Raw genomic sequence first — 19,153 nt, 5'->3', positions numbered from 1 at the left:
CCTAAGCAATGTGTCTGGATGCCGCCTAGCCCCCCACGAGGGACATGCGCACGGTGGGATAGACCTTCTTTGAACCGACTCGCGCGCGCACGCCGCGCAGTTCCGAATATCGGTCGTCACGGTCGCGCCAGCGGGCGAGGATTTCCCTCGCAAGAGCTTCGGGCGCAAGGGCTTCGCCGAGCCATGGCTTGAGATCGAGCGATCCCGTGGCGAACAGGCAAGTGAACATCTTGCCGTCGGAGGAGACACGCGCGCGCGTGCAGTCCCCACAAAACGGCTGTGACACGCTGGAGATGAATCCGACGCTTCCCGCCCCGTCCGCATATTCGAAGTTGCGTGCGGTGTCGTTCGCGCGTTGCGTGAGCAGAGGTTGAAGTGCGAACTCGCTTTCTATCAGGCGCCGTGCATCGTCGGAGGTGAAAACGTTTTTTCTTGCCCATGACGCGGCACCGCCAACGTCCATGAACTCGGGCGGATTCTACCGGTGGATGCAACACACTGAAGACTGCGCAAGCAGTGGGAGTGTTGCATTCACCGGTTGAATCCGCCTCCGCAAACGGCCATTCTGCCGGCGAAGTCGGAACGTTGCTTCATCGTCGTGGACGTTACCGAGACCGGCAAAGCGTACGAGACCGCAGCCGATCTGCCAGGAAACGATGAAAAGGAGTTAATTCGCTGTACGCCGCGTAAGTATCCCGTCAACTCGGTTGCGGGAAGGCGCTGCACGCAAAGTCAGATGGTTGCTGCGAGGTCTGGATTCAGTTCAATGTGCAGTACAACGAGCCAGCGCTTTGGACAGTTGTCGGCGATCTTCAGCAAGTCCTCGTCATTTTCGGCATGGCGCGAGCCGATGTAGCCCTTGTCCAATGCGTTGCACCACGCATGCCGGGCATCGGCCTGCAGCCAGTAACCGACAAGCGCGCACGTCACACAACTGAAAATCAGCCTGTACGTCACCGTCAGACCAGGATCGACCTGCTGCGCGACATACGCAAAGGCCTTGGTCAACACCCGATTGGCCGCGAGGGTCACGAGCAAGAGCTTCAGCCGGCCGCGCGCGCACCGCCGCCTTCAGGCGAACGCTGTCCTGCGGGTCGCTCGACCCTCGACTGTCGTCTCGCCGCGGTGGTTCTAGCATACCGTTGTGCTTCATGCGGCAAAGCGGACGAAGCGGGCGGCAGGCAGAGCGATCTGATGTGTCCATGCGGCCAGTGTCCGCGCGACGACGGGCGCCTTGCTGAGAATTGCGCTGTCATAGATCTTTCCGGCAAAACGCACGGCGTCGACAATGCGGAATCCCTGCCCGCGATAGAAGGCAACGAGATGCGCGGCCGGACACGGTGTGTCAAGTGCGAGTTCCACATAGCCGCGCGTCGCGGCCCAGTGTTCGGCGAACGCCAGCAGGGACTTGCCGATGCCGCGATTCTGCCACGTCGGATCGATGGCCAGTTGACGAATCGTGGCAACGTCACGTCGGCGATAATGATCGCAGGCCGATTCGCCGTCGCTCGTATACAGCGTCATTGTGCCGATCACCTTCCCGCCACTGACCACCACGAAGCAGTCGCCAGCCTGGGCACGCCGCTGCGTGACAGCCACGTCCTGATCCACACAGGTGCAGTTCAGCCCCATCATGCCGAGACGCGCAAACGCGCGATGCAGCATCGTCGTGAGCTGCTCGTACGAGTCGCGTGACGGATCGAAGCGCCTGAGCACCACGCTCCCGACGCCCCGCTTGATGTGGGCGAGGGGCGTGTTCTTTGGGATTGTCGTGCGTCGCTTCGACATGACTTTTCCTCCGGGCTTCGTGATTTATCCGAAGTCTAGGGCTGACGTCTGTGCGCCACAAGAAAAAATGTCGTAAAGAATTGCACGAAACTCGTCGTTTATCTTGCTTATGCACGTCTTCTGGTTTTGTCGCGATAAGGTCGAGATGACGAAACATGCGTCGTTATGGTAAGGATTACTTATGCAGATAGGAAGTGAAACTGCTCGGCACGAGTGCATCCAATTCCACGCTCCTCCATTTGACCCTTGGCGATCATGTGCATGAGTTCGATGCCGCTCAGCAGTATGCGGGCACAACGAAAATTCTTGAAGCCCAGCATGGCCCGTGTGCGCCGCTTTATCGCCCGGTGATCTTGCTCTATAACGCTGTTCAGATACTTGTTTTGGCGGATCTTGATCGGTATTTCCCGCTCCGCGTTAAGAGCATCCAGCGCGGCCAGGTTCGCACCGCTTTTATCGATTGTCACCGTCTGGGGGTCGCCGTTTTGTTCAATCGACTTTTCGAAGTAGCGCCGCGCTGCAGCCTTGTCACGATGGGCACGCAGCAGAAAGTCGACCGTGTTGCCCTCCTTGTCGACTGCGCGATACAAATACTTCCACTGGCCTCGGACCTTGATATACGTTTCATCCATTCGCCAGCTCCGTCCGACCGTTTTCTTGTGGCGGCGAAAGGCCTTCTCCAGAACCGGCGACACCTTGATAGTCCAGCGGTGCACGGTCGAATGGTCGACCGAAATTCCGCGCTCCGCCATCATCTCTTCCAGGTGTCGAAGACTCAGCGGATAGGCCACATACCAACGCGCGCACGTCAGGATGCACCCGTGCCACGGCTGGATTCAGAGTCTCCATCAAGTGCCCGATCGTTCGCATTGTCGCGACACATGATACCCGACGCGTTACTGCGACAGATCCCATTTAGCGCCCGTTTTGAGTCTACCTATTTCTTCCCATGCATGCGTGCCGCAGAAGTCGGCCTCCTCTCTCTGGCGCCACGCTTGCGGCCGTAACAACAGCGCCCTCATTCAAGGCTCGCGGCGGTAACGCCTATGTCGTTGCGGCGCGCTTCCCATTTGGCAATCACGGCTGTCGCGACACTGTTGCCGATCACATTGGTCATCGTGCGGCCCATGTCGAGAATCTGGTCAATCGCCAATACCATCACCACGCCGTCAAGCGGCAAGTGAAAGAGCGGCGCCACGGCGGCAACGACCACCACTGAGCCACGCGGCACGCTGGCCATCCCCTTGCTGCTCAGCATCAGCACGAGCAACATCACGATCTGTTGCGACAGTGGCATGTCGATGCCAAAAGCTTGTGCGATAAAGATCGCCGCGAACGACTGATACATCATTGAGCCGTCCAGATTGAACACGTAACCCAGCGGCAACGTGAACCCGACCACTTTCTTGTCGACACCGAATTTCTCGAGCGCTTCGATCAGGCGCGGATAGGCAGCTTCGCTACTGGCGGTCGAAAAGGCCAGCATTGCCGGTTCGCGCACCGCCTTGATCAATCGACCGGCCTGCTTGCCGAGGAAACAATATCCGACGCCGATGAGAATCCCCCACAGCAGAACCAGACCGAGATAGAACGAGCCGATCAGTTTGCCGTAAGTGATCAGAATGCCGAGGCCACGCAACGTCACAGCCGAGGCGATCGCTCCAAACACGCCGAACGGCGCCACGCGCATCACGTAGCCGGTCAGGCGCAGCATGACTTCCACCAGCCCGTCGATGGCCTGTACCAGCACCTTGACGCGGGGATCATGTTTGAGCGCACCCAGCCCAAGGCCGAACAGTAACGAGAACACCAGAATCTGCAGGATGTCGTTGCGGGCCATCGCGTCGAGCAGGCTGTTCGGGAACGCATGTTCGACGATGTCCTTGAAGTTCAGCCCGGCGGTGTTGAGGCCGGTATTGATGTTGTCGCCACTCGCAGTCATATGCAATCCGCTGCCAGGCTGCAGCGCATTGGCCAATAGCAGACCAAGCACCAGCGAGACCAGCGAGGCACACAGGAACCAAACGACAGTGCGCAAACCGATGCGGCCGACATCTTGACCGCCGTCCATGCCGGCCAGTCCTGAAACAAGCGTCGCGAAAACGAGCGGCGCGATGATCATCTTGATGAGCCGCAGGAAAATGTCCGTAATGATCGAGAAATATCCGGCGATAACCTTGGCTTGGGCTGCGTCGGCGGCACCGGCATGGCACGCATATCCGGCGACAACACCTAGTACCATACCGACGGCGATATAGAGTGTGAGGCGATTTTTCATCGTGTTCCTTTCCCGGTATGGTCGCTTTACCAGCCGTAACTGCGCGGCCAGACGGTGATTTCGCCGTTGGCATTCTGCGCTTGATAAACCGGATATTGAGCGCCGGTCGCACAGGCGTGATTCGGCAAGATGCGCAATTTCGTTCCGATGGGGAAGCGCCCGGCAATATCGCATTGCCCCGCAGCGTCTACGCAAACCTCTTCGGCCAGAGCGACGATACCGTGCTCCTGGTTCGCGCCGATCATCTGATACCCCGCCATCACCGTACCGTCCAGTGCGCACACCTGGCCATACCCATAGTCACGAGATTGTTTCGAGGTCCCACGGTCTCGACTCATCGCCATCCAGCCTGCGTCGACGATCGCCCAACCCTTCTCGATCTGGTGCCCGATGACCGTAGTCAACACGCTAATTGCGATCTCATCGATTTCGCACACACCGACGTTATGCATCACCAGGTCGAAGAATACGTAGACTCCGGCGCGAACTTCCGTGACACCGTCTAGCCGTTGAGCGGCGAGTGCAGTCGGCGTCGATCCGACGCTGACTGTTTCGCAAGGCAACCCGGCCTCGCGCAGCCGTTGCGCGGCCCGCACGCAACCGGCGCGCTCCTGTTCCGCCATGGCAGCCAGCGCCTCGGGCGTATTCAACTCGTAGCTGGAGCCGGCGTGGGTGATCACCCCTCCCAGACGCACTCCGTTATCATGCAGCGCTCGTCCAACGCTCAGGAGAAGCGAACCCTCCGGCTGGATGCCCGACCGGTGACCGTCCGTATCGATCTCGATCCAGACTTCGAAAGTCTCCCCATGGGTACGTCCAAACTCGGCGACCGCCGTGGCCGATTCGACGTTGTCCACGATCAGCTTCAAGTCGCAGCCTTTGCGCCGCAGGGCGAGTGCTCGCTCCAGCTTGGATGGAATGATGCTCACCGCGTACAGAATGTCTCTTTCGCCCGCGGCAAAGAATTGTTCCGCTTCCTGCAATGTCGAAACGGTAATCCCCGACGCGCCGGCATCGGCCTGAGCCTTCCAGACTTGCACGCACTTGGACGTCTTTACGTGCGGTCGAAACTTCACGCCGAGCCGCGTCAAATGCTGCTGCATGCGCTCGATATTGCGCACCATTCGCGACTGGTCTATGAGCGCGGCCGGTGTTTCCAATTCTTCTAACGACATATCACTAGTTATCCTAAGTACATCAAATTACGACAACACCAACGCACAAGCCGTCTTTCGACGGCTGTCATATATCAAGAAAGCGTGTTCGAATCAGGCGGCCAGGAAACTGGCATAGCGGCCGATGTCGACGTTGCCCCCGCTGACGATGACACCGACTCGTTTGCCTTTGAATTCCTCGCGCATTTCGCGTGCCGCGGCAAAACCCAGGCAGCCAGTTGGCTCGACGACCATCTTCATGCGTTCGGCGAAAAAATGCATGCATGCGACGAGCTGATCGTCGGTGACTGTCAGGATGTCGTCCACGTCCCGTCGAATAATCGGGAATGTATATTGCCCGAGATGCTGGGTTTGCGCGCCGTCGGCAATGGTTTTCGGCGTGTCGATATGCACGATGGTGCCGGATCTGAAAGACTGCTGACCGTCGTTGCCGGCCTCCGGTTCGACACCGTAGATCTTGCAATGTGGGGAGAGCTCGCGGGCCGCGAGCGCGGACCCGGCAAGCAGGCCGCCACCGCCCAGGCACACGAACAATGCGTCAAGCTCGCCCACTTCCTCGATCAGCTCTTTCGCCGCCGTACCCTGACCCGCGATCACATGCGGGTGGTCATACGGCGGGATCAAGGTCAATCCGTGCCTGACGGCGAGGTCGCGCCCGATCTGTTCGCGGTCTTCCGTGTAACGATCGTAGGTCACCACATTGCCACCATAGCCCTTCGTTGCGGCAACCTTGGCGGCAGGCGCATCCAGGGGCATCACGATGGTTGCCGGGATGCCTAGCGATCTTGCCGCCAGGGCGATCGCCTGCGCATGGTTACCCGATGAAAAGGCCACTACGCCTCTTTCGCGCTGACGCTCGTCAAACTGCATAAGCGCGTTCATCGCGCCGCGGAACTTGAAGGCAGCCATGCGCTGGAAATTTTCACACTTGAAGAACACCTGCGCGCCTAGCTCGGCGTCTACCGTGCGCGAAGTCATGACCGGAGTCTTGCGGACCTCGGTCCTGATTCGCTCAGCCGCCGCCTTTACATCGAAATACGTAGGAAGATCGTGCATATCAATATTGATTCATCGATGAGGTCTAGGTGGCTTGGCCTGCGACGTCGTACGCGCCACCCACCAGCCGCTTGAATTCAGCCAGGTCTCACCACGGCCAGGCGATCGACGTGCCGACGTTTGCCTCGGTGGCGCGATCACGCAGCATTCGGGCGACCGTCAGATCCTGCAAGGCGAGCCCTGTCATATCGAACACCGTTATGTCGCCGGGTTGCCTGTCGAGACGCGCATTGCCGGTAAGCAGATCGCCCAATTCGACCATTTCAGCTTTCGGCGCCCATTGGGTTTCCCCTATCTCAGAGGCCTGGATACGATCGTCGACCACAAGTCGAACGCGCTCCAACAAACCTTCCGGGAGTTCGCGCTTGCCCTTGGTGTCCGCACCGACGCAGTTGAAATGCGTACCCGGGCGAACCGCATCGAGATCGAATAGCGCGCCCGCCCCGGGTGTCGCGGTAATGACGATATCGCTATCCGTCACCGCGCCATTCCGGTCTTCCGCCAAACGGATGTCGCAATACGAACGGAACTGCGACTCGAACGCTTCGTCCTTCTCGCCGGTGACGGTGACGTACTGCACCCGTTTGAGCGACGGCATGAGCCGCAGGGCGAAAGTCAGCTGAACGCGAGCCTGCACGCCGGAGCCGAATACACAGACCTGAGTGCTGTCCGGGCGGGCAAGCTGCATAAGACCCAAACCGCCAGCGGCACCGGTTCTCATGGTCGTGACGGCGTTACCGTCTATCACGCAGATCGGGCGCCCCGTCGCTGGATTGATGAGCATAATGGTCGCCTGATGCGGCTCCCCGCCTGACTGCCGGTTGGTCGGCCAAAAGCCGGCCGCTTTGAATCCAAGCAGACTTTGGGTCTGAACGTCGCCCGATTTGATTCCGAAAACGCCGCCCGTGGAGAGCCGTTCGCGGACAACCTGGAAGACCCTGCCTTCTCGATGGCTGTGCAGTACGAACGCCTCCCGCACGGCTTCGAGCACGTCGTCCGCTTTCAACAAAGACTCGACCGCGTCCTTGTCGAGAAGTACCAATCTTTCGCTATTTCGCATCGTTATATACCGTTGCCCGTGAAACGCCCAAATGGAGCGCGACGATTTCCATTGCCCGGCGCACTTCCATGCTGCCCGACTGCTTGAGTTCGCGCATCAACATGCGGCGATCCTCCGTTTTTAGCGCCCGCGGGATGGTCCCGAGCCGAGCGGCAAATTGGTCGATGCGCTGCCGTATGGCGTCCGCACCCAAGGGCTCTAAGGATTCCTCGACCCCTGCGGCAGCGTCCGTACTTACGAAGCGCCCGAGCACGTTTTGCAAAGCCCCGAAGAGCGTCAGATCGATGTTGAGGCATAGCGCGGCAACATATCTGCCGCTTGAATCCTTAATGCCGATCGACGTGCTCTTCACGGGACGCCCGTCGGCAAACTGGTTCGCGTAGTTCGCGATCACTTGGGGATAACGGTCGTCCGCTATGCGCGCGAGTCCCAGTTCGGTGGCCGGCTCGCCTTCGACTCGACCTGACAAATTGTTATGGATCGCCACGATTGCATGCTCGGCATGGACCAGGTCATGAACCACAACTTCGCAAAATGGGGACAACGTCTCGCCGAGCCCTTCCGCAATCTGCTTCAGTTGTTCGACTATCGTTTGCTGTTCGGTGGTTGGCTTCTGCATTTGTACAATTTATCTAAAATTAAATAATTTGTCAAATTCCACATTCTGGCGCCTTCCAGCCCGGCGTCATCGGGTTCAGGAGCGCGCTGGCTTGTGCTTGCAGGTCGCGGCACGCTGCTCCTGGACAGCACCGATTTCTCGGAGGAGGCCGCTACCCGGAGGCGCTGCAGCACATCACAGGCAGTAACACAGTAACTGCTGCGTGAGGAAATAGGGCGCGCGCACGTTCACGGCGAACAGGTCGTCGAAATTTTCGACGGTCGTTTAAGGGGCCTATATACGGTCGGGTGCCGCCGATCATCGACACACAATGTGCGGCCCATCTCCCGCCATTCGCGTTCGCTCATAGCCGGACGGTCGAACGTCGGTTTAAACCCAACCTGCGGACCTTGGTGCTCAGAATGCGCCAGAGATCGGTCCTACCTTGGTGCCTCCCAAGCGGTCAGCGCTCCGCAGCGTCCAGGCCAAACTCTCGCGACAACATTGATATACGATCACCGGGAAAAATGGTTCGCTGTTCAGTTTGTCCGTTTTTCACGATCTTTAGCGTGTCGCCAAACAGGATCTTTCGACCAGCCTGGTCGTGCAGGACAATCAATAGCTTCTGCACAAATACTGCGTCCGGGTGCGTGGAATTGAGGTAATTGGCGGGCACAAAATCGATCCATTCATGGCGAGACAGGTCGAATGCATATTGATTGACCCATTCGCCATCGACCATCGCTTTCAAAACGTATTCCTGACTGTCAGACAAGGTCAGCATGAACGTATCCGAGTCCTGTTTTACTTGAACGTCCAGCAGATCCAGTCGCATCGGAGCCCTAATCCCATAACTTCCGAAACCGAGGTCACACAACCAGCGGATACCATCCAACGTTAGGACGAGTGCCATATGGGTCTTGGGTCTCTTGACCGGGTAGAACATCGGCCGGGCGGCAACGAATTGGTATGGAATGCCAATCGCCTCAAGTGCCATAGCAAAGAGTCCATTCACTTCATAGCAATACCCCCCACGCCTTTTTCGGAGAATCTTTCTGACAATCTCCTCGGGAATCAGTGAGACGACTTTTTTCGCCTGCACGTCGAGATTTTCGAAAGGCACGGTGAATAGCTGGCACCTCATCATCTGTGTGATGGTTTCAATGTCCGCTTTCCCGCTTTTTTGAAAGCCAATCCGGTCGAAGTACTGTTGCAGCGAAAAATTTTCAGCTTGCATGATTGCGCATGGTTGAGGGTGACTGGGAGACTTCTTTTGGGCCTATCGCGCACGCCAAGGAGCTAGCTGTGCTCGGCGTGAGGCACGCTCGCCAGGCTGCGCGAATCGCGGCCAGCAAAGAAATCGCGGGCGGCAGCAAGCGCAAACGCTACGGCTTCCTCGCCGACATCAAGGTGCGTAACCCAGCGCTGTCTGGTTGCGCCATATACGGAAGTGACGCCGACACCCTGCGCGGCCAGATGGTTTGCGAAGTCCGATGCGACCTCGGCGGCAACATCCACGAAGACGATATTTGTGGCCGGCACCGATACGGACAGACCTGGAAGTTCCGACAAACCCTGGGCGAGCGCCTTTGCATTGGCATGATCGTCAGCGAGCCGGTCGATATGGTGTTCCAGCGCATACAGACCCGCCGCAGCGAGAATCCCTGCTTGCCTCAGGCCGCCGCCCAGCATCTTGCGCAGGCGCCTTGCTTTGGCGACCAGTGCCGCAGGACCAACGAGCACCGATCCTACTGGCGCGCCGAGTCCTTTGGAAAGGCATACGGACACGGTGTCGAATGGGCGCGCCAGCATGCTGACCGGGAGCCTTAGGGCCACGGCGGCGTTAAATACCCGGGCTCCGTCCAGGTGACAGGCGAGGCCGTGCCGACGGGCCAGCATCGTCGCAGCATCGGCGTAAGACAGTGGTAAAACCTTTCCGCCGATCGTGTTCTCGAGGGCGAGCAGGCGCGTGCGCGCGAAGTGTGGATCATCCGGCTTAATGGCTTCCTCGATGTCCTTGAGCAGTAGCGAACCGTCCGCCTGGTTGTTCAGTGGCTGGGGCTGGATGCCGCCCAGCACCGCTGCGCCGCCCGCCTCCCAGCGGTAGCAGTGGGCATTCTGGCCGACGATGTACTCGTCGCCGCGCTCGCAATGCGCCATGAGCGCGATCAGGTTCGACTGCGTACCCGACGACACGAATAGTGCTGCCTCTTTCCCGAGCATGTCGGCCATCCGGCCCTCAAGCCGCTTTACGGTCGGGTCATCGCCCATGACGTCATCGCCAACTTCGGCTGCGGCAATTGCCGCGCGCATGGCCGGACCTGGCCGGGTAACTGTGTCGCTACGGAAGTCATATCGGACGGTGGTGCTCATGGTATTCCCCTGAAAGAGGGCCCATGTTGGCATTCCGATCACGACCGGCCTATACACAACAGCGAAGAATCTCTCACATAACAGATTCACCCAACCTGATCGCGATCATGGGAACTGCAGAATCCGTCTTGCCGCGAGACAGGCAACCCGCGGAGCGGCTGGGGAGCAGTATCGAACAGGCTGGACAGGAGGAAGGTAGTCGCCTGCTGTCCGTGCGCACGCGTCTCACGCCGCAGCACCCAGGCTGCGGCGGGATCTCATGATTTCTTGTGCTTGCCCGGAATGAAACGGAAAACCTGGTGTTTGCCTTTGCACAGGCCGGCAAATGCTGTAGATCGGCTGCATAGCACTCGAGTCGCGACAATACCGCCGACCTGGGATGTCGTCAGGCTTTGGGGTATTTCGCAAACCAAAGATGTGGGACGCCCGGTGAATTGGGCAGGGCGCTGACGCTGCGTTCCCAAGCCAGGTCGAGAATTGACGCCGAATAACCACCCCTCGACTCGGTTGATTGTGCAGTACGGCCATCGTACGATTTCGCGAAAACGGGCGGACGCTCGAGGGCGCCGGCGGCGAATCCGTTCAACGCGTCGGCGATTCGGCGCTTGACTGTGCGCCCGGCCCGCAGCCGCATCCCGCTCCATGCTGATGCGTGTAAACCGCGCGTTCGTTGACTTGGCGTTCTGCACTCAGCGTCGACGACATAAATGCCAACGCAGGCATGGCCAGCATGCGCTGCGCGATAGCGGCACACGTGGGGCAAGCACAGGCCGCGTCGCGTTCAGCGACACGGCGCATGACGGCGAACGTGCCACAGGTTTCACAACGATAGGGATAAATCGGCATCGCCTTTCTTTCCTCTTTCTTCGAAATCGATAGTTTTACAACAGACTGGCGCGTGCCAGTTCCTCGGGCCGTAACCGTTCAGAAAATCGTCGGTGCTCACAGCGCAGTCGCCTGTGCCGGGGCCGCGACGACGCTGACCAAACCGTGTTCGGAAGCATCGCGAGGCGAGGAAGAAGGCCGGTACGCTGGACATGAAGGCCGAGTCAAGATTAACCCCTCGCGCAACACAATGATCATCAACGGCATGATCAGCGGCGCGTGCTTGCTGAAAATTCGCGCTGTTCCGCAGCGAGGTTGTTGAGCTTGGCCGGCGACGATTTTCGCGATCACCGGCAGCATCGTCTGCGATGGAATGTTCGGCATGCACGCGCCAACCAGCGCCAGCATCGTCGCCAGGAGTCCGCTCTCGATGACTTGTCGCGGTGCTGGTCAGCTCCGGAAGGAATCCGTGGCCCGATGCCGTTTCCTCAACGCTTGGGCAAGTACTTCTTGTCGACCTTGCAGATATAGGTATATTTTGGATTCACCATCTGGGTACAGCGCGCTTCCGCGATCTGACCGAGCAGCATGTACGCTTCGGCACCAGGGATGCCGTAGCCCTCTTCAAGCCAATAGACCATTTCCTCGAACGCGATGCGCAGCGCATCGTCGAGCGGCCGCGCGCAGCCAACGGTACAGATGTGCGTCGGAGTCTCGATGCGTGGCCACGTCATGCGGCTCGGCGCGCGGACGAGGTCGACCTTGAGCTTCAGGTGACCACGAATTTCGATCGCCCCCATGCCGTTGCACTCGGCGTCGCCCTGTAAAGCGTGCACGTCACCGAAATACAGGTACGCGCCTTCGTGGAACACCGGAAACATGATGCGATTGCCGTTCGTGACTTCCTGGATGTCCAGGTTGCCACCGTGGGTACCGTTGTCGACGGTGAGCGTGCCGCCCGCCACCGGGGCCACGCCGATCACGCCGATCATCGGCTTGGCTTCCAGCTTGAGCGAGTCGCTCCAGTGGACAATGCCATTTTCAACGACGACGTTACGATTCTGGATACCAAATTCCTTCTTACGAACCCAATCCGGAAAAATGCCGATGCCGGGCCACAGGGCGGTATAACCAAGACCGTGCACGCCAACTTCGAGGACGTCGATGACGACCATATCGCCAGGCTTCGCACCTCGCAGGCGCACAGGCCCGGTGGCCGGATTGACGAACGGGAGCTTCACTTTCGACTCGTCCAGCTTTTCGTCGAGCTGAGTAATAAGGTGGCCGCCGATGTTCAATTCGGTCTCGACCTCGAAGGTCTCGCCAGGCGAGACTTCAGCGATGAAACCATCTGTAGCCGACAGTGCGTACTTCAGGTCATCCTTGCGGATGATCTGGTGATGTGCGGATAGCGTGCTCATAGAATGCTGCTTACTCCTTCAGGGGTTACTAAATGTCACCCGCCGGCAACGTCGCAGCGGATGGCTTAGATCAATCGAACTTGTGCCAGGGCATGAGGAAGCGCTCGAGCCGGCCGACGAGAAACGACAGGAAGAGCGCGAGCGCGATGGTTACCACCACGCCGGCGAATACTTTGGGAATGATGTAAAGGCTACCCGCCTTGAAGATCGCATGACCGAGCCCGTCGTCCGACGACATGAATTCGCCCACAATGGCACCAATCAACGCGAAGCCCACCGTGAGCTTGAGGCCCGCGAAGATGTCGCGCAGCGAGGCGGGGACCACCAGCTTGCTGAAAGTCTGCCGCTTGGTCGCACCGAGCGTGCGCATCTGATTGATCTGATCGTCATCGACGCTGGTCGCCCCCTTGTACGCGGTGACCAGCGCCACCACCACGACGGACAGCGTCGACATTGCGAGTTTCGAGGCGAGCCCGGTACCGAACCAGATGATGACGATAGGCGCGAGTGCGACGATCGGAATCGAGCCCAGCGCAACGATGAATGGCTGCATGACCTTCGAGACGAAGCGCGAATACCATAATGACAAGCCGAGCACGGTGCCGATGACATTGCCGAACAGAAAGCCGAGCAGCGTTTCCATGCCAGTCACACTAGCGTCGTGCAGGAGACTGCCATCCTGCTCCATTCTTACCAGGTAACCCCAGATCTGGCTGGGCGAACCGAACAGGAAGGCAAGCGCCTGACTCGACGTGGCAACTTGCCACAGTGCGAGCAGTGCAGCGAGTAGCGCGAGTTGGCAGGCGCCCACGACGAGCTTGCCACGGCAGCGGCGCAGCTGCCTACGCCATTTGAGGGATGCCGGGGCATACGGGGGGGCCGGAGAGCGGGTTTCTTGCACGCGGGTTCCTTTTCAACGTTCGCCCATGCGCACGTCGAGCTGAGACCAGATCTCGCGTACGTGGGCGGTGAAGCCCGCAGCGTCGCGGGCGGCCATCATGTCGTTGCGGTCGCAATCCAGGTGGATCTCGTGGATCGCCTTGATGTGCGACGGACGGTGGGTGAGGACGATCACACGGTCCGACAATGAGACCGCCTCCTCGACGTCGTGCGTGATCAGCAGGACGGAGCGTCCTTGGCCCCTGACCAGCCGGGCCATGTCGCTTTCCAGCACCAGTTTCGTCTGGAAATCGAGCGCGGCGAACGGCTCGTCGAGCAGCATCACTTCGGGGTCGGTCACCAGCGTGCGTGCGAGCGCAACGCGCGCACGCATCCCGCCCGATAGAGCCGACGGGTAGTAGTTGTAATACGGTGCGAGTCCGACCTTGCCGAGCATTGCATGCGCTTTTTTCTCGCGATGCGCGCGCGGCATTCCGGTCAGTTCGAGCCCAAGCGTGACGTTCGCCAACACGTTGCGCCATGGCATCAGCATGTCCTTCTGCAACATGTAGCCGATGCCCTTGGGGACGTCCTGCAGCGCCTGGCCGTGCCACAGCACCGAGCCACGTGTCGGCTGCGTAAGACCGCTCATCAGGTTCAGCAGCGTGGTCTTGCCACAACCAGATGGGCCCACCAGGCTGACAATTTCCCCCGCGCGCAGGCTGAAGGAAATGTCACCGATGACCTGATTCAGCTCGCCGTCATCTTCGCCATATGATTTGCCGACCCCCCGCGCAACCAGCGGGGTGCGCGGGTGGGCCGTCCCTTGCGCCTGCGCCGCAGGCGCTTCTGCGCCCGCTACGTTCATTTGGACCCCGCCACCGTTACGCCTGCTCCCGCCACGGCGGTCTTGACCGCCTTGTTGGAGAAGGTGTTGTCGATCACGTCGTTATAGGACAGCGTCCCTTGTACGTTGCCCAGGTACTTCTGCATCGATATCAGCTTGTCCCACTGCTGCCGGTCGACAGGTAGCGTTTGCGCCGGGATCTTGTACTGCAACTCCATGTCGATTGCCTTGTTCACAACGTCGGGCGGCAGGTCTGGGAACTCCGCACGGGCAACCTCCTTCGCGTAGTCGGGCTTGGCATACGTAAGACGTGCGGCTTCTTCCAGTGCGTCCACGAGCGACTGCACGACCTCGGGATGCGCCTTGGCATACTCGGGCAGCACCATGATCCCCGTATTGCAGAACGGACCCATATAGCTCGAGAAGTCGAATACCACTTTCGCCCCTTGCGCCATCGCAGCCGCCACCATCGGCTGCTGCGTAAACGCGATGTCGGCGCGACCCGCGAGCATGGCACCGATTTCCGTGCCTGGGGTGACTTCGACGATCTTCGCGTCCGTGCCGACTTTCAGGCCATTGTCCTGTAGCAGTTTCTTCGTGACGCTGTACTCGGTATTCGGATCGGGCGACGTGACCAGGGTCAGACCTTTGAAAGCCTTGGGATCGGTGATGGGCGCCACGGTCTTCGATACACCAAAGTAATGTGCCCGCTGCACCAGCGTCCCGACGACCATGCCCGGTCCGCCGCGCTCGCGAGACATCTCCACCATGGTCGGATCGCCGACGGCGAACTGCGCGGTCTTGCCGAGCACCGCGGCGAAAGCCTGCGTATCCCCACCGGCCGCGCTCAGGTGCACCGTCAGCCCGTGCTTCTCGAACAGCTTCGCATGCTGTGCAACGTAGAGGTCGATGTAACCGAGGTTATGTACGGCCTCGGAAAACTCGATGGGTTGCAGCGGCGCCGCGGCAGCGGGGTGAGCGAACCCGAAAGTGCTGGCGCTGAGCATGGCGAGCAGAACACGCGCAGGCCGAGGCACAGCACCGGTAGCAGAGCCCGAACCGACTGCTGAAAATGTACGTCTTTTCATTGCTTCAACTCCGACAATAATGGGATCGCAAAACGAAAAAGGTCCGGCATCAGACGCGCTGATGTCGGACCTTTTTGGCCGGTGCTATCCAAGACGCCTTTGTCTCGGACAACGGGAGTGCTGTTTGATGCTCGTCGCGTACGGCGAACCAGCGTGGCTTATTAAGCAACCGCTGTGCCAGTTTGCGCCGCGCCATACGTTGGGTTCTTCGATCCGTGCGCGCGCCCAAATGAAAGTGGGATCACTCACATTTCACGCAGAGCAAAAGAGCCATGTGAACGATTTACACATGCGCCGGCGCGCGCACCAATTCGCGTCACAGCACGCTAATGGTGCAACGTTGCACAGGCAAATCGATTTCGATACTTTTGCGAAAGCTCATCCCGATACTCTCGACATTGATGTGTGTCGATCGAAGAGACGGCGCGTGAGGATACCGAACCCGCGCTGCGATATGTCGCGGCATGGGCGTTGTCGCAATAGGAGCGGTCTGTTGCACTGGCAGTACGTGTCCCGATTGCAAGGGCTCATGGAAAAATTGCGTGGAACAGGGCACTGGTTTTTCAATCAATCGTTCGATTTGACAAGAGCGAGCGGCCAGTTACGGCCCGGGTTTCCGTCCGGTCCCGTAAAACGTACTAACCAGGATGCCTCCGAGACCGATTGTCGCTGAGACCGATTGCCGCAAATGCAATTCAGCATTCCCTGAAATGCCCTTGTCCATCCGGTCGTAAGGATAGGATCATCGAGTCCTCGATTTCATATAAGAGGCACACGTTGAGCCTACAACCATTCAAAATGAAAGGTCTTCTGATAGCCCTACTGACGGCTACTTTTGCAACTGCGGCGCACGCTCAAAGCAGCGTAACGCTGTATGGCCTCATCGATGCGGGGCTAACGTATACGTCGAACCAGAAGGAAACGGGGTCGACCGCAGGGCATAGTAAGTTCGGGATGACCGATGGCAGCGTCAACCCGGATCGTTTCGGCCTACGTGGATCGGAAGATCTGGGCGGCGGCCTCAAGGCTGTCTTCACGCTGGAAAGCGGCTTCACCCTCTCCAACGGCGCCCTTGGCCAGCACGGCCTGCTGTTCGGTCGGCAAGCGTTCGCTGGCCTGTCGAGCGATCAGTTAGGTACGGTGACGTTCGGCCGTCAATACGATTCGATGGTCGACTACCTGGCGCCGTTGGCGGGCGCCGGCGCCGCCAAAGGCGGCGTGTTCTTCGGGCACCCGTACGACAACGACAACCTGCAGAACACGATGCGGATTAACAATGCGGTGAAGTATGCGAGTCCGAACTACAACGGCTGGCGGTTCGGTAGCCTGTACGGCTTCTCGAACGCGGCGGGTGGCTTTTCCGACAACCGCGCCTATAGCTTCGGCACTTCATATAACAACGGCCCATTCCGTTTCGCGGCATCGTACCTGCAGCTGAACAACGGCGGTAGTGCCGCCAATCTGGCCGGCGCTACAGACTCCATCGTCAATTCGGCTGGCCAGCTGACCGGCAGCGACTCGACGTTTAGCGCCGGGCAGCAACGTACGTTCGGCGCGGGTTTCGACTACGCGTTTGGTCCGGCGACGGTCGGCTTTGTATTCACGGAAACAAAACTGGAAAATGCAACGGGGATCAACAACACTAGCGCCTCGCCGATCCCGCTCGCTAACTCGAGTCTGCGTTTCGACAACTATGAAGTCAACGCGGTCTATAACGTGACGCGGGCATTTACTGTCACAGGTTCGTACACGTTCACAGACGGCAGTTCCAGCCTCGCGGGCGCGTCAAGCCCGAAATGGAACCAGTTCAACATGCTGCTGGACTACGCGCTGAGCAGGCGGACTGATGTGTATGTCGAAGGCCAGTTCCAACACGTGAGCGGCGGTGGCACCGTCTTCACGGCTGACATCAACGGATTGTCACCGTCGGCCACCAGTAACCAGGTCGCCGTGACGGCAGGCTTGCGTACCCGCTTCTAGTACAACATGAAGGCGAAGATTGACCAGATTCCCATTTTGCCGAACAGGCGGGTTACCAGCACCCAGTAAAAGTTTCGGTGGAGGCGTGGATCCAGATAGAACGAGCGGATGAACGCGAAGAGCTCGAACTGTCCGCGGGATCCGGCAGGCGTCGGCTCGCGCGAGCCGCAAATCGTCAGCCAAAGGCAGAGCACCATGATCGCAATGAACGTGGCAACCGTGGGATACACGTGACGCGGAGAATAGAACGCAACGAGCACCACGTTGCCAGTGATGGTGCGCCGACCTTCGTGTGCCGGCACTGCGGTGCGCCGATGATCATCATCGAAATCCTGCTGTGCAGTCACCCGATTCGCGCACGGCCGACAATCCGAGGCAACGCTGAGCGCGAATGACCCCGTATGTTCAATCCGACCGTCGGCTGTTCGGCAACGAACGCCAACAGCGGACGCTCGCGTCCAACGTGCCAGGCAGACGTTGGCGCCACTCCCCGCATCGCCAGAACACAGTCCAGGACAGTGTCGAAACCTTGTCCGTGCCCATCCGGACCCAGCTTCGTTCCAACACTCCCTGGGTCGGTTGCTCCCGAGATCTCTCCAATCCCCATAGCCGCCTAAGGTTCCCGCCCTGCCGGTGCACTCCGCGGTTTCCTCCCTCGGGCGTTGTCCAACGCCTGCCCGCACGCGTCGCCGCGCGTTCATCGTGTGACGGACAAGAGCAGGCGTCGAACAGCGCTTAACACTTTGAGTCACTCGGCTGCTATTTCCGAGCGTCCGCTCGCCGCTTGGCAAGCGACGCTGGTCGTCGTCGATCAGTGGTGCATCGGCAAAGCCGCCACGTATCTGAGCGTCCATCACAGAGCATGTGGACAACAGCCGGATTTCGGGCGATTAATTAAGACGCTCCGCCCGAAGCGTCTGTGCGTTGTTTCTCGCAACGGTGCGTAATCGTAAATAGCGTGAATTTCAGAATGGTAATGAACCGGTCATTGTCCGGTTACCCCTCCCGCCTATCATCAGAGTATGACGTTGATCTAATTCCAAACGAAGCGACCAAGGCTCCAATCCGTTAGTGGCCTGCCTGCCGATGTTCGGCGACCTCTTTCCTGCCGGACCACGGCACGCTTCGGCTTGCGGCCTTGGGAGTTGTCGAATAGGTAGCGCTGCCTGTTCGACCAGCAGCGCTACCACCTCATAGTCCTGCTCAATGAGATCAATTTATTTGATCAATTTAGTATGTTGATAGTTTTATGTTATTGTGAGCCTTCGAACAGAACCGGCTTCGCCTGGCAGCGCCCTAGGAACGATGCAACGCACTTCGGCTCGCTTACATACCACGGACTAATAAGCCGGTCATTCCAAAGGAACGCATCATGTCATCTGGTTCGCCCGCCGCAGATCTGGACTGTGTGGCGTCTACGAATAACGGCGAGAATTTTTCACTGTCTGAATTTTTCAGGACTGAGGCCACTACGCTGCTGGGACGTGTCAAACCGTTCTCGGACTACTATCGTGAATCACGCGCCATGGGGCTTGCGCATTACGGCAGGGAGATCGTTTCAGCGGTATCAAATCGCGTGCGGGTGAGGGGGATCGACGGCACGACGAGAGAGATGGTTATGTTCGGTTCGAACAATTATCTCGGCCTGACCACGCATCCGCACGTTCTTGGGCGCATCCAACAGGCGCTGGAGGAATTCGGTGCGGGCGTGGGCGGGCCACCCTTGCTCGGCGGGATGACCCAGCTCCATATGGAGCTGGAGCGTCGCCTGTCGATTTGGAAGGA

18 protein-coding genes and 3 pseudogenes are annotated in these 19,153 nt (G+C 59.1%); 2 read left to right on the top strand and 19 right to left on the bottom strand.

Annotation, left to right across the window (positions count from 1 at the left end; translation table 11 throughout):
* Positions 1-25: 25 nt before the first annotated feature.
* From P0D89_RS43990 to P0D89_RS43905, 18 genes and pseudogenes are all read right to left on the bottom strand, one after another.
* Positions 26-463, bottom strand: coding sequence for a GTP 3',8-cyclase MoaA family protein (locus P0D89_RS43990; protein ID WP_408367314.1), 438 nt, complete (start codon positions 461-463; stop codon positions 26-28).
* A gap of 269 nt (positions 464-732) precedes the next feature.
* Positions 733-1,032, bottom strand: a complete 300-nt coding sequence (locus P0D89_RS43985; protein ID WP_408367347.1) for a hypothetical protein — start codon at positions 1,030-1,032, stop codon at positions 733-735.
* 117 nt (positions 1,033-1,149) lie between these two features.
* Positions 1,150-1,788 (bottom strand): GNAT family N-acetyltransferase, encoded by a 639-nt coding sequence (locus P0D89_RS43980; protein WP_408367316.1) that lies wholly within the window; start codon positions 1,786-1,788, stop codon positions 1,150-1,152.
* A 179-nt stretch (positions 1,789-1,967) separates the two neighbouring features.
* Positions 1,968-2,637: pseudogene (locus P0D89_RS43975) on the bottom strand (IS6 family transposase).
* Between the two features lie 169 nt (positions 2,638-2,806).
* Complete coding sequence (locus P0D89_RS43970) at positions 2,807-4,066, bottom strand: dicarboxylate/amino acid:cation symporter (RefSeq protein WP_408367318.1); 1,260 nt, start codon at positions 4,064-4,066, stop codon at positions 2,807-2,809.
* Positions 4,067-4,092: 26 nt separating this feature from the next.
* A complete protein-coding gene (locus tag P0D89_RS43965) occupies positions 4,093-5,241 on the bottom strand; it encodes a DSD1 family PLP-dependent enzyme (RefSeq protein ID WP_408367319.1) in 1,149 nt (382 codons plus the stop codon).
* A 93-nt stretch (positions 5,242-5,334) separates the two neighbouring features.
* The gene (locus tag P0D89_RS43960; RefSeq protein WP_408367321.1) at positions 5,335-6,297 is read right to left on the bottom strand and encodes a threo-3-hydroxy-L-aspartate ammonia-lyase; all 963 of its coding nucleotides are present in this window, start codon (positions 6,295-6,297) and stop codon (positions 5,335-5,337) included.
* Positions 6,298-6,385: 88 nt separating this feature from the next.
* On the bottom strand, positions 6,386-7,357 hold the full coding sequence (locus tag P0D89_RS43955) for an ornithine cyclodeaminase family protein (RefSeq protein WP_408367323.1): 972 nt from the start codon (positions 7,355-7,357) through the stop codon (positions 6,386-6,388).
* Positions 7,347-7,976 carry a helix-turn-helix transcriptional regulator gene (locus P0D89_RS43950; protein WP_408367325.1) on the bottom strand — a complete coding sequence of 210 codons (630 nt, stop codon included), beginning with the start codon at positions 7,974-7,976 and terminating at the stop codon, positions 7,347-7,349. The genes P0D89_RS43955 and P0D89_RS43950 overlap by 11 nt, the downstream gene beginning before the upstream one ends.
* A 189-nt stretch (positions 7,977-8,165) precedes the next feature.
* Positions 8,166-8,240: pseudogene (locus P0D89_RS43945) on the bottom strand (oxidoreductase); the annotation flags it as partial.
* Positions 8,241-8,418: 178 nt separating this feature from the next.
* Entirely contained in the window at positions 8,419-9,192 is a 774-nt protein-coding gene (locus tag P0D89_RS43940; RefSeq protein WP_408367327.1) for an arylamine N-acetyltransferase family protein, read from the bottom strand.
* Between the two features lie 62 nt (positions 9,193-9,254).
* The gene (gene ltaE, locus P0D89_RS43935; RefSeq protein WP_408367329.1) at positions 9,255-10,328 is read right to left on the bottom strand and encodes a low-specificity L-threonine aldolase; all 1,074 of its coding nucleotides are present in this window, start codon (positions 10,326-10,328) and stop codon (positions 9,255-9,257) included.
* A 582-nt stretch (positions 10,329-10,910) separates the two neighbouring features.
* Positions 10,911-11,174 (bottom strand): FmdB family zinc ribbon protein, encoded by a 264-nt coding sequence (locus tag P0D89_RS43930; RefSeq protein WP_408367331.1) that lies wholly within the window; start codon positions 11,172-11,174, stop codon positions 10,911-10,913.
* Between the two features lie 96 nt (positions 11,175-11,270).
* The gene (locus P0D89_RS43925) at positions 11,271-11,561 is read right to left on the bottom strand and encodes a hypothetical protein (protein ID WP_408367333.1); all 291 of its coding nucleotides are present in this window, start codon (positions 11,559-11,561) and stop codon (positions 11,271-11,273) included.
* An 80-nt stretch (positions 11,562-11,641) separates the two neighbouring features.
* Positions 11,642-12,574: an acetamidase/formamidase family protein gene (locus tag P0D89_RS43920; RefSeq protein WP_408367335.1), complete on the bottom strand. Its 933-nt coding sequence runs from the start codon at positions 12,572-12,574 to the stop codon at positions 11,642-11,644.
* A gap of 70 nt (positions 12,575-12,644) precedes the next feature.
* The gene (locus P0D89_RS43915; protein WP_408367337.1) at positions 12,645-13,385 is read right to left on the bottom strand and encodes an ABC transporter permease; all 741 of its coding nucleotides are present in this window, start codon (positions 13,383-13,385) and stop codon (positions 12,645-12,647) included.
* A 102-nt stretch (positions 13,386-13,487) separates the two neighbouring features.
* Entirely contained in the window at positions 13,488-14,321 is an 834-nt protein-coding gene (locus P0D89_RS43910; protein ID WP_408367339.1) for an ABC transporter ATP-binding protein, read from the bottom strand.
* Positions 14,318-15,388, bottom strand: coding sequence for an ABC transporter substrate-binding protein (locus P0D89_RS43905; RefSeq protein ID WP_408367341.1), 1,071 nt, complete (start codon positions 15,386-15,388; stop codon positions 14,318-14,320). The genes P0D89_RS43910 and P0D89_RS43905 overlap by 4 nt, the downstream gene beginning before the upstream one ends.
* A gap of 798 nt (positions 15,389-16,186) precedes the next feature.
* On the opposite strand from P0D89_RS43905, the gene P0D89_RS43900 reads away from it, so the two are divergent.
* Positions 16,187-17,368 (top strand): porin, encoded by a 1,182-nt coding sequence (locus tag P0D89_RS43900; RefSeq protein ID WP_408367343.1) that lies wholly within the window; start codon positions 16,187-16,189, stop codon positions 17,366-17,368.
* Here P0D89_RS43900 and P0D89_RS43895 read toward each other — a convergent pair.
* Positions 17,365-17,715 carry a hypothetical protein gene (locus P0D89_RS43895; RefSeq protein ID WP_408367345.1) on the bottom strand — a complete coding sequence of 117 codons (351 nt, stop codon included), beginning with the start codon at positions 17,713-17,715 and terminating at the stop codon, positions 17,365-17,367. The genes P0D89_RS43900 and P0D89_RS43895 overlap by 4 nt on opposite strands.
* Before the next feature lie 1,025 nt (positions 17,716-18,740).
* Here P0D89_RS43895 and P0D89_RS43890 point away from each other — a divergent pair.
* Positions 18,741-19,153 (top strand): annotated as a pseudogene (locus P0D89_RS43890) (hypothetical protein); the annotation flags it as partial.

This window comes from Paraburkholderia sp. RL18-085-BIA-A (genome assembly GCF_046027075.1).
Lineage (GTDB): Bacteria > Pseudomonadota > Gammaproteobacteria > Burkholderiales > Burkholderiaceae > Paraburkholderia.
The sequence above is the reverse complement of the archived record's forward strand: the minus strand, read 5'-3'. Positions and strand labels throughout refer to the sequence as shown.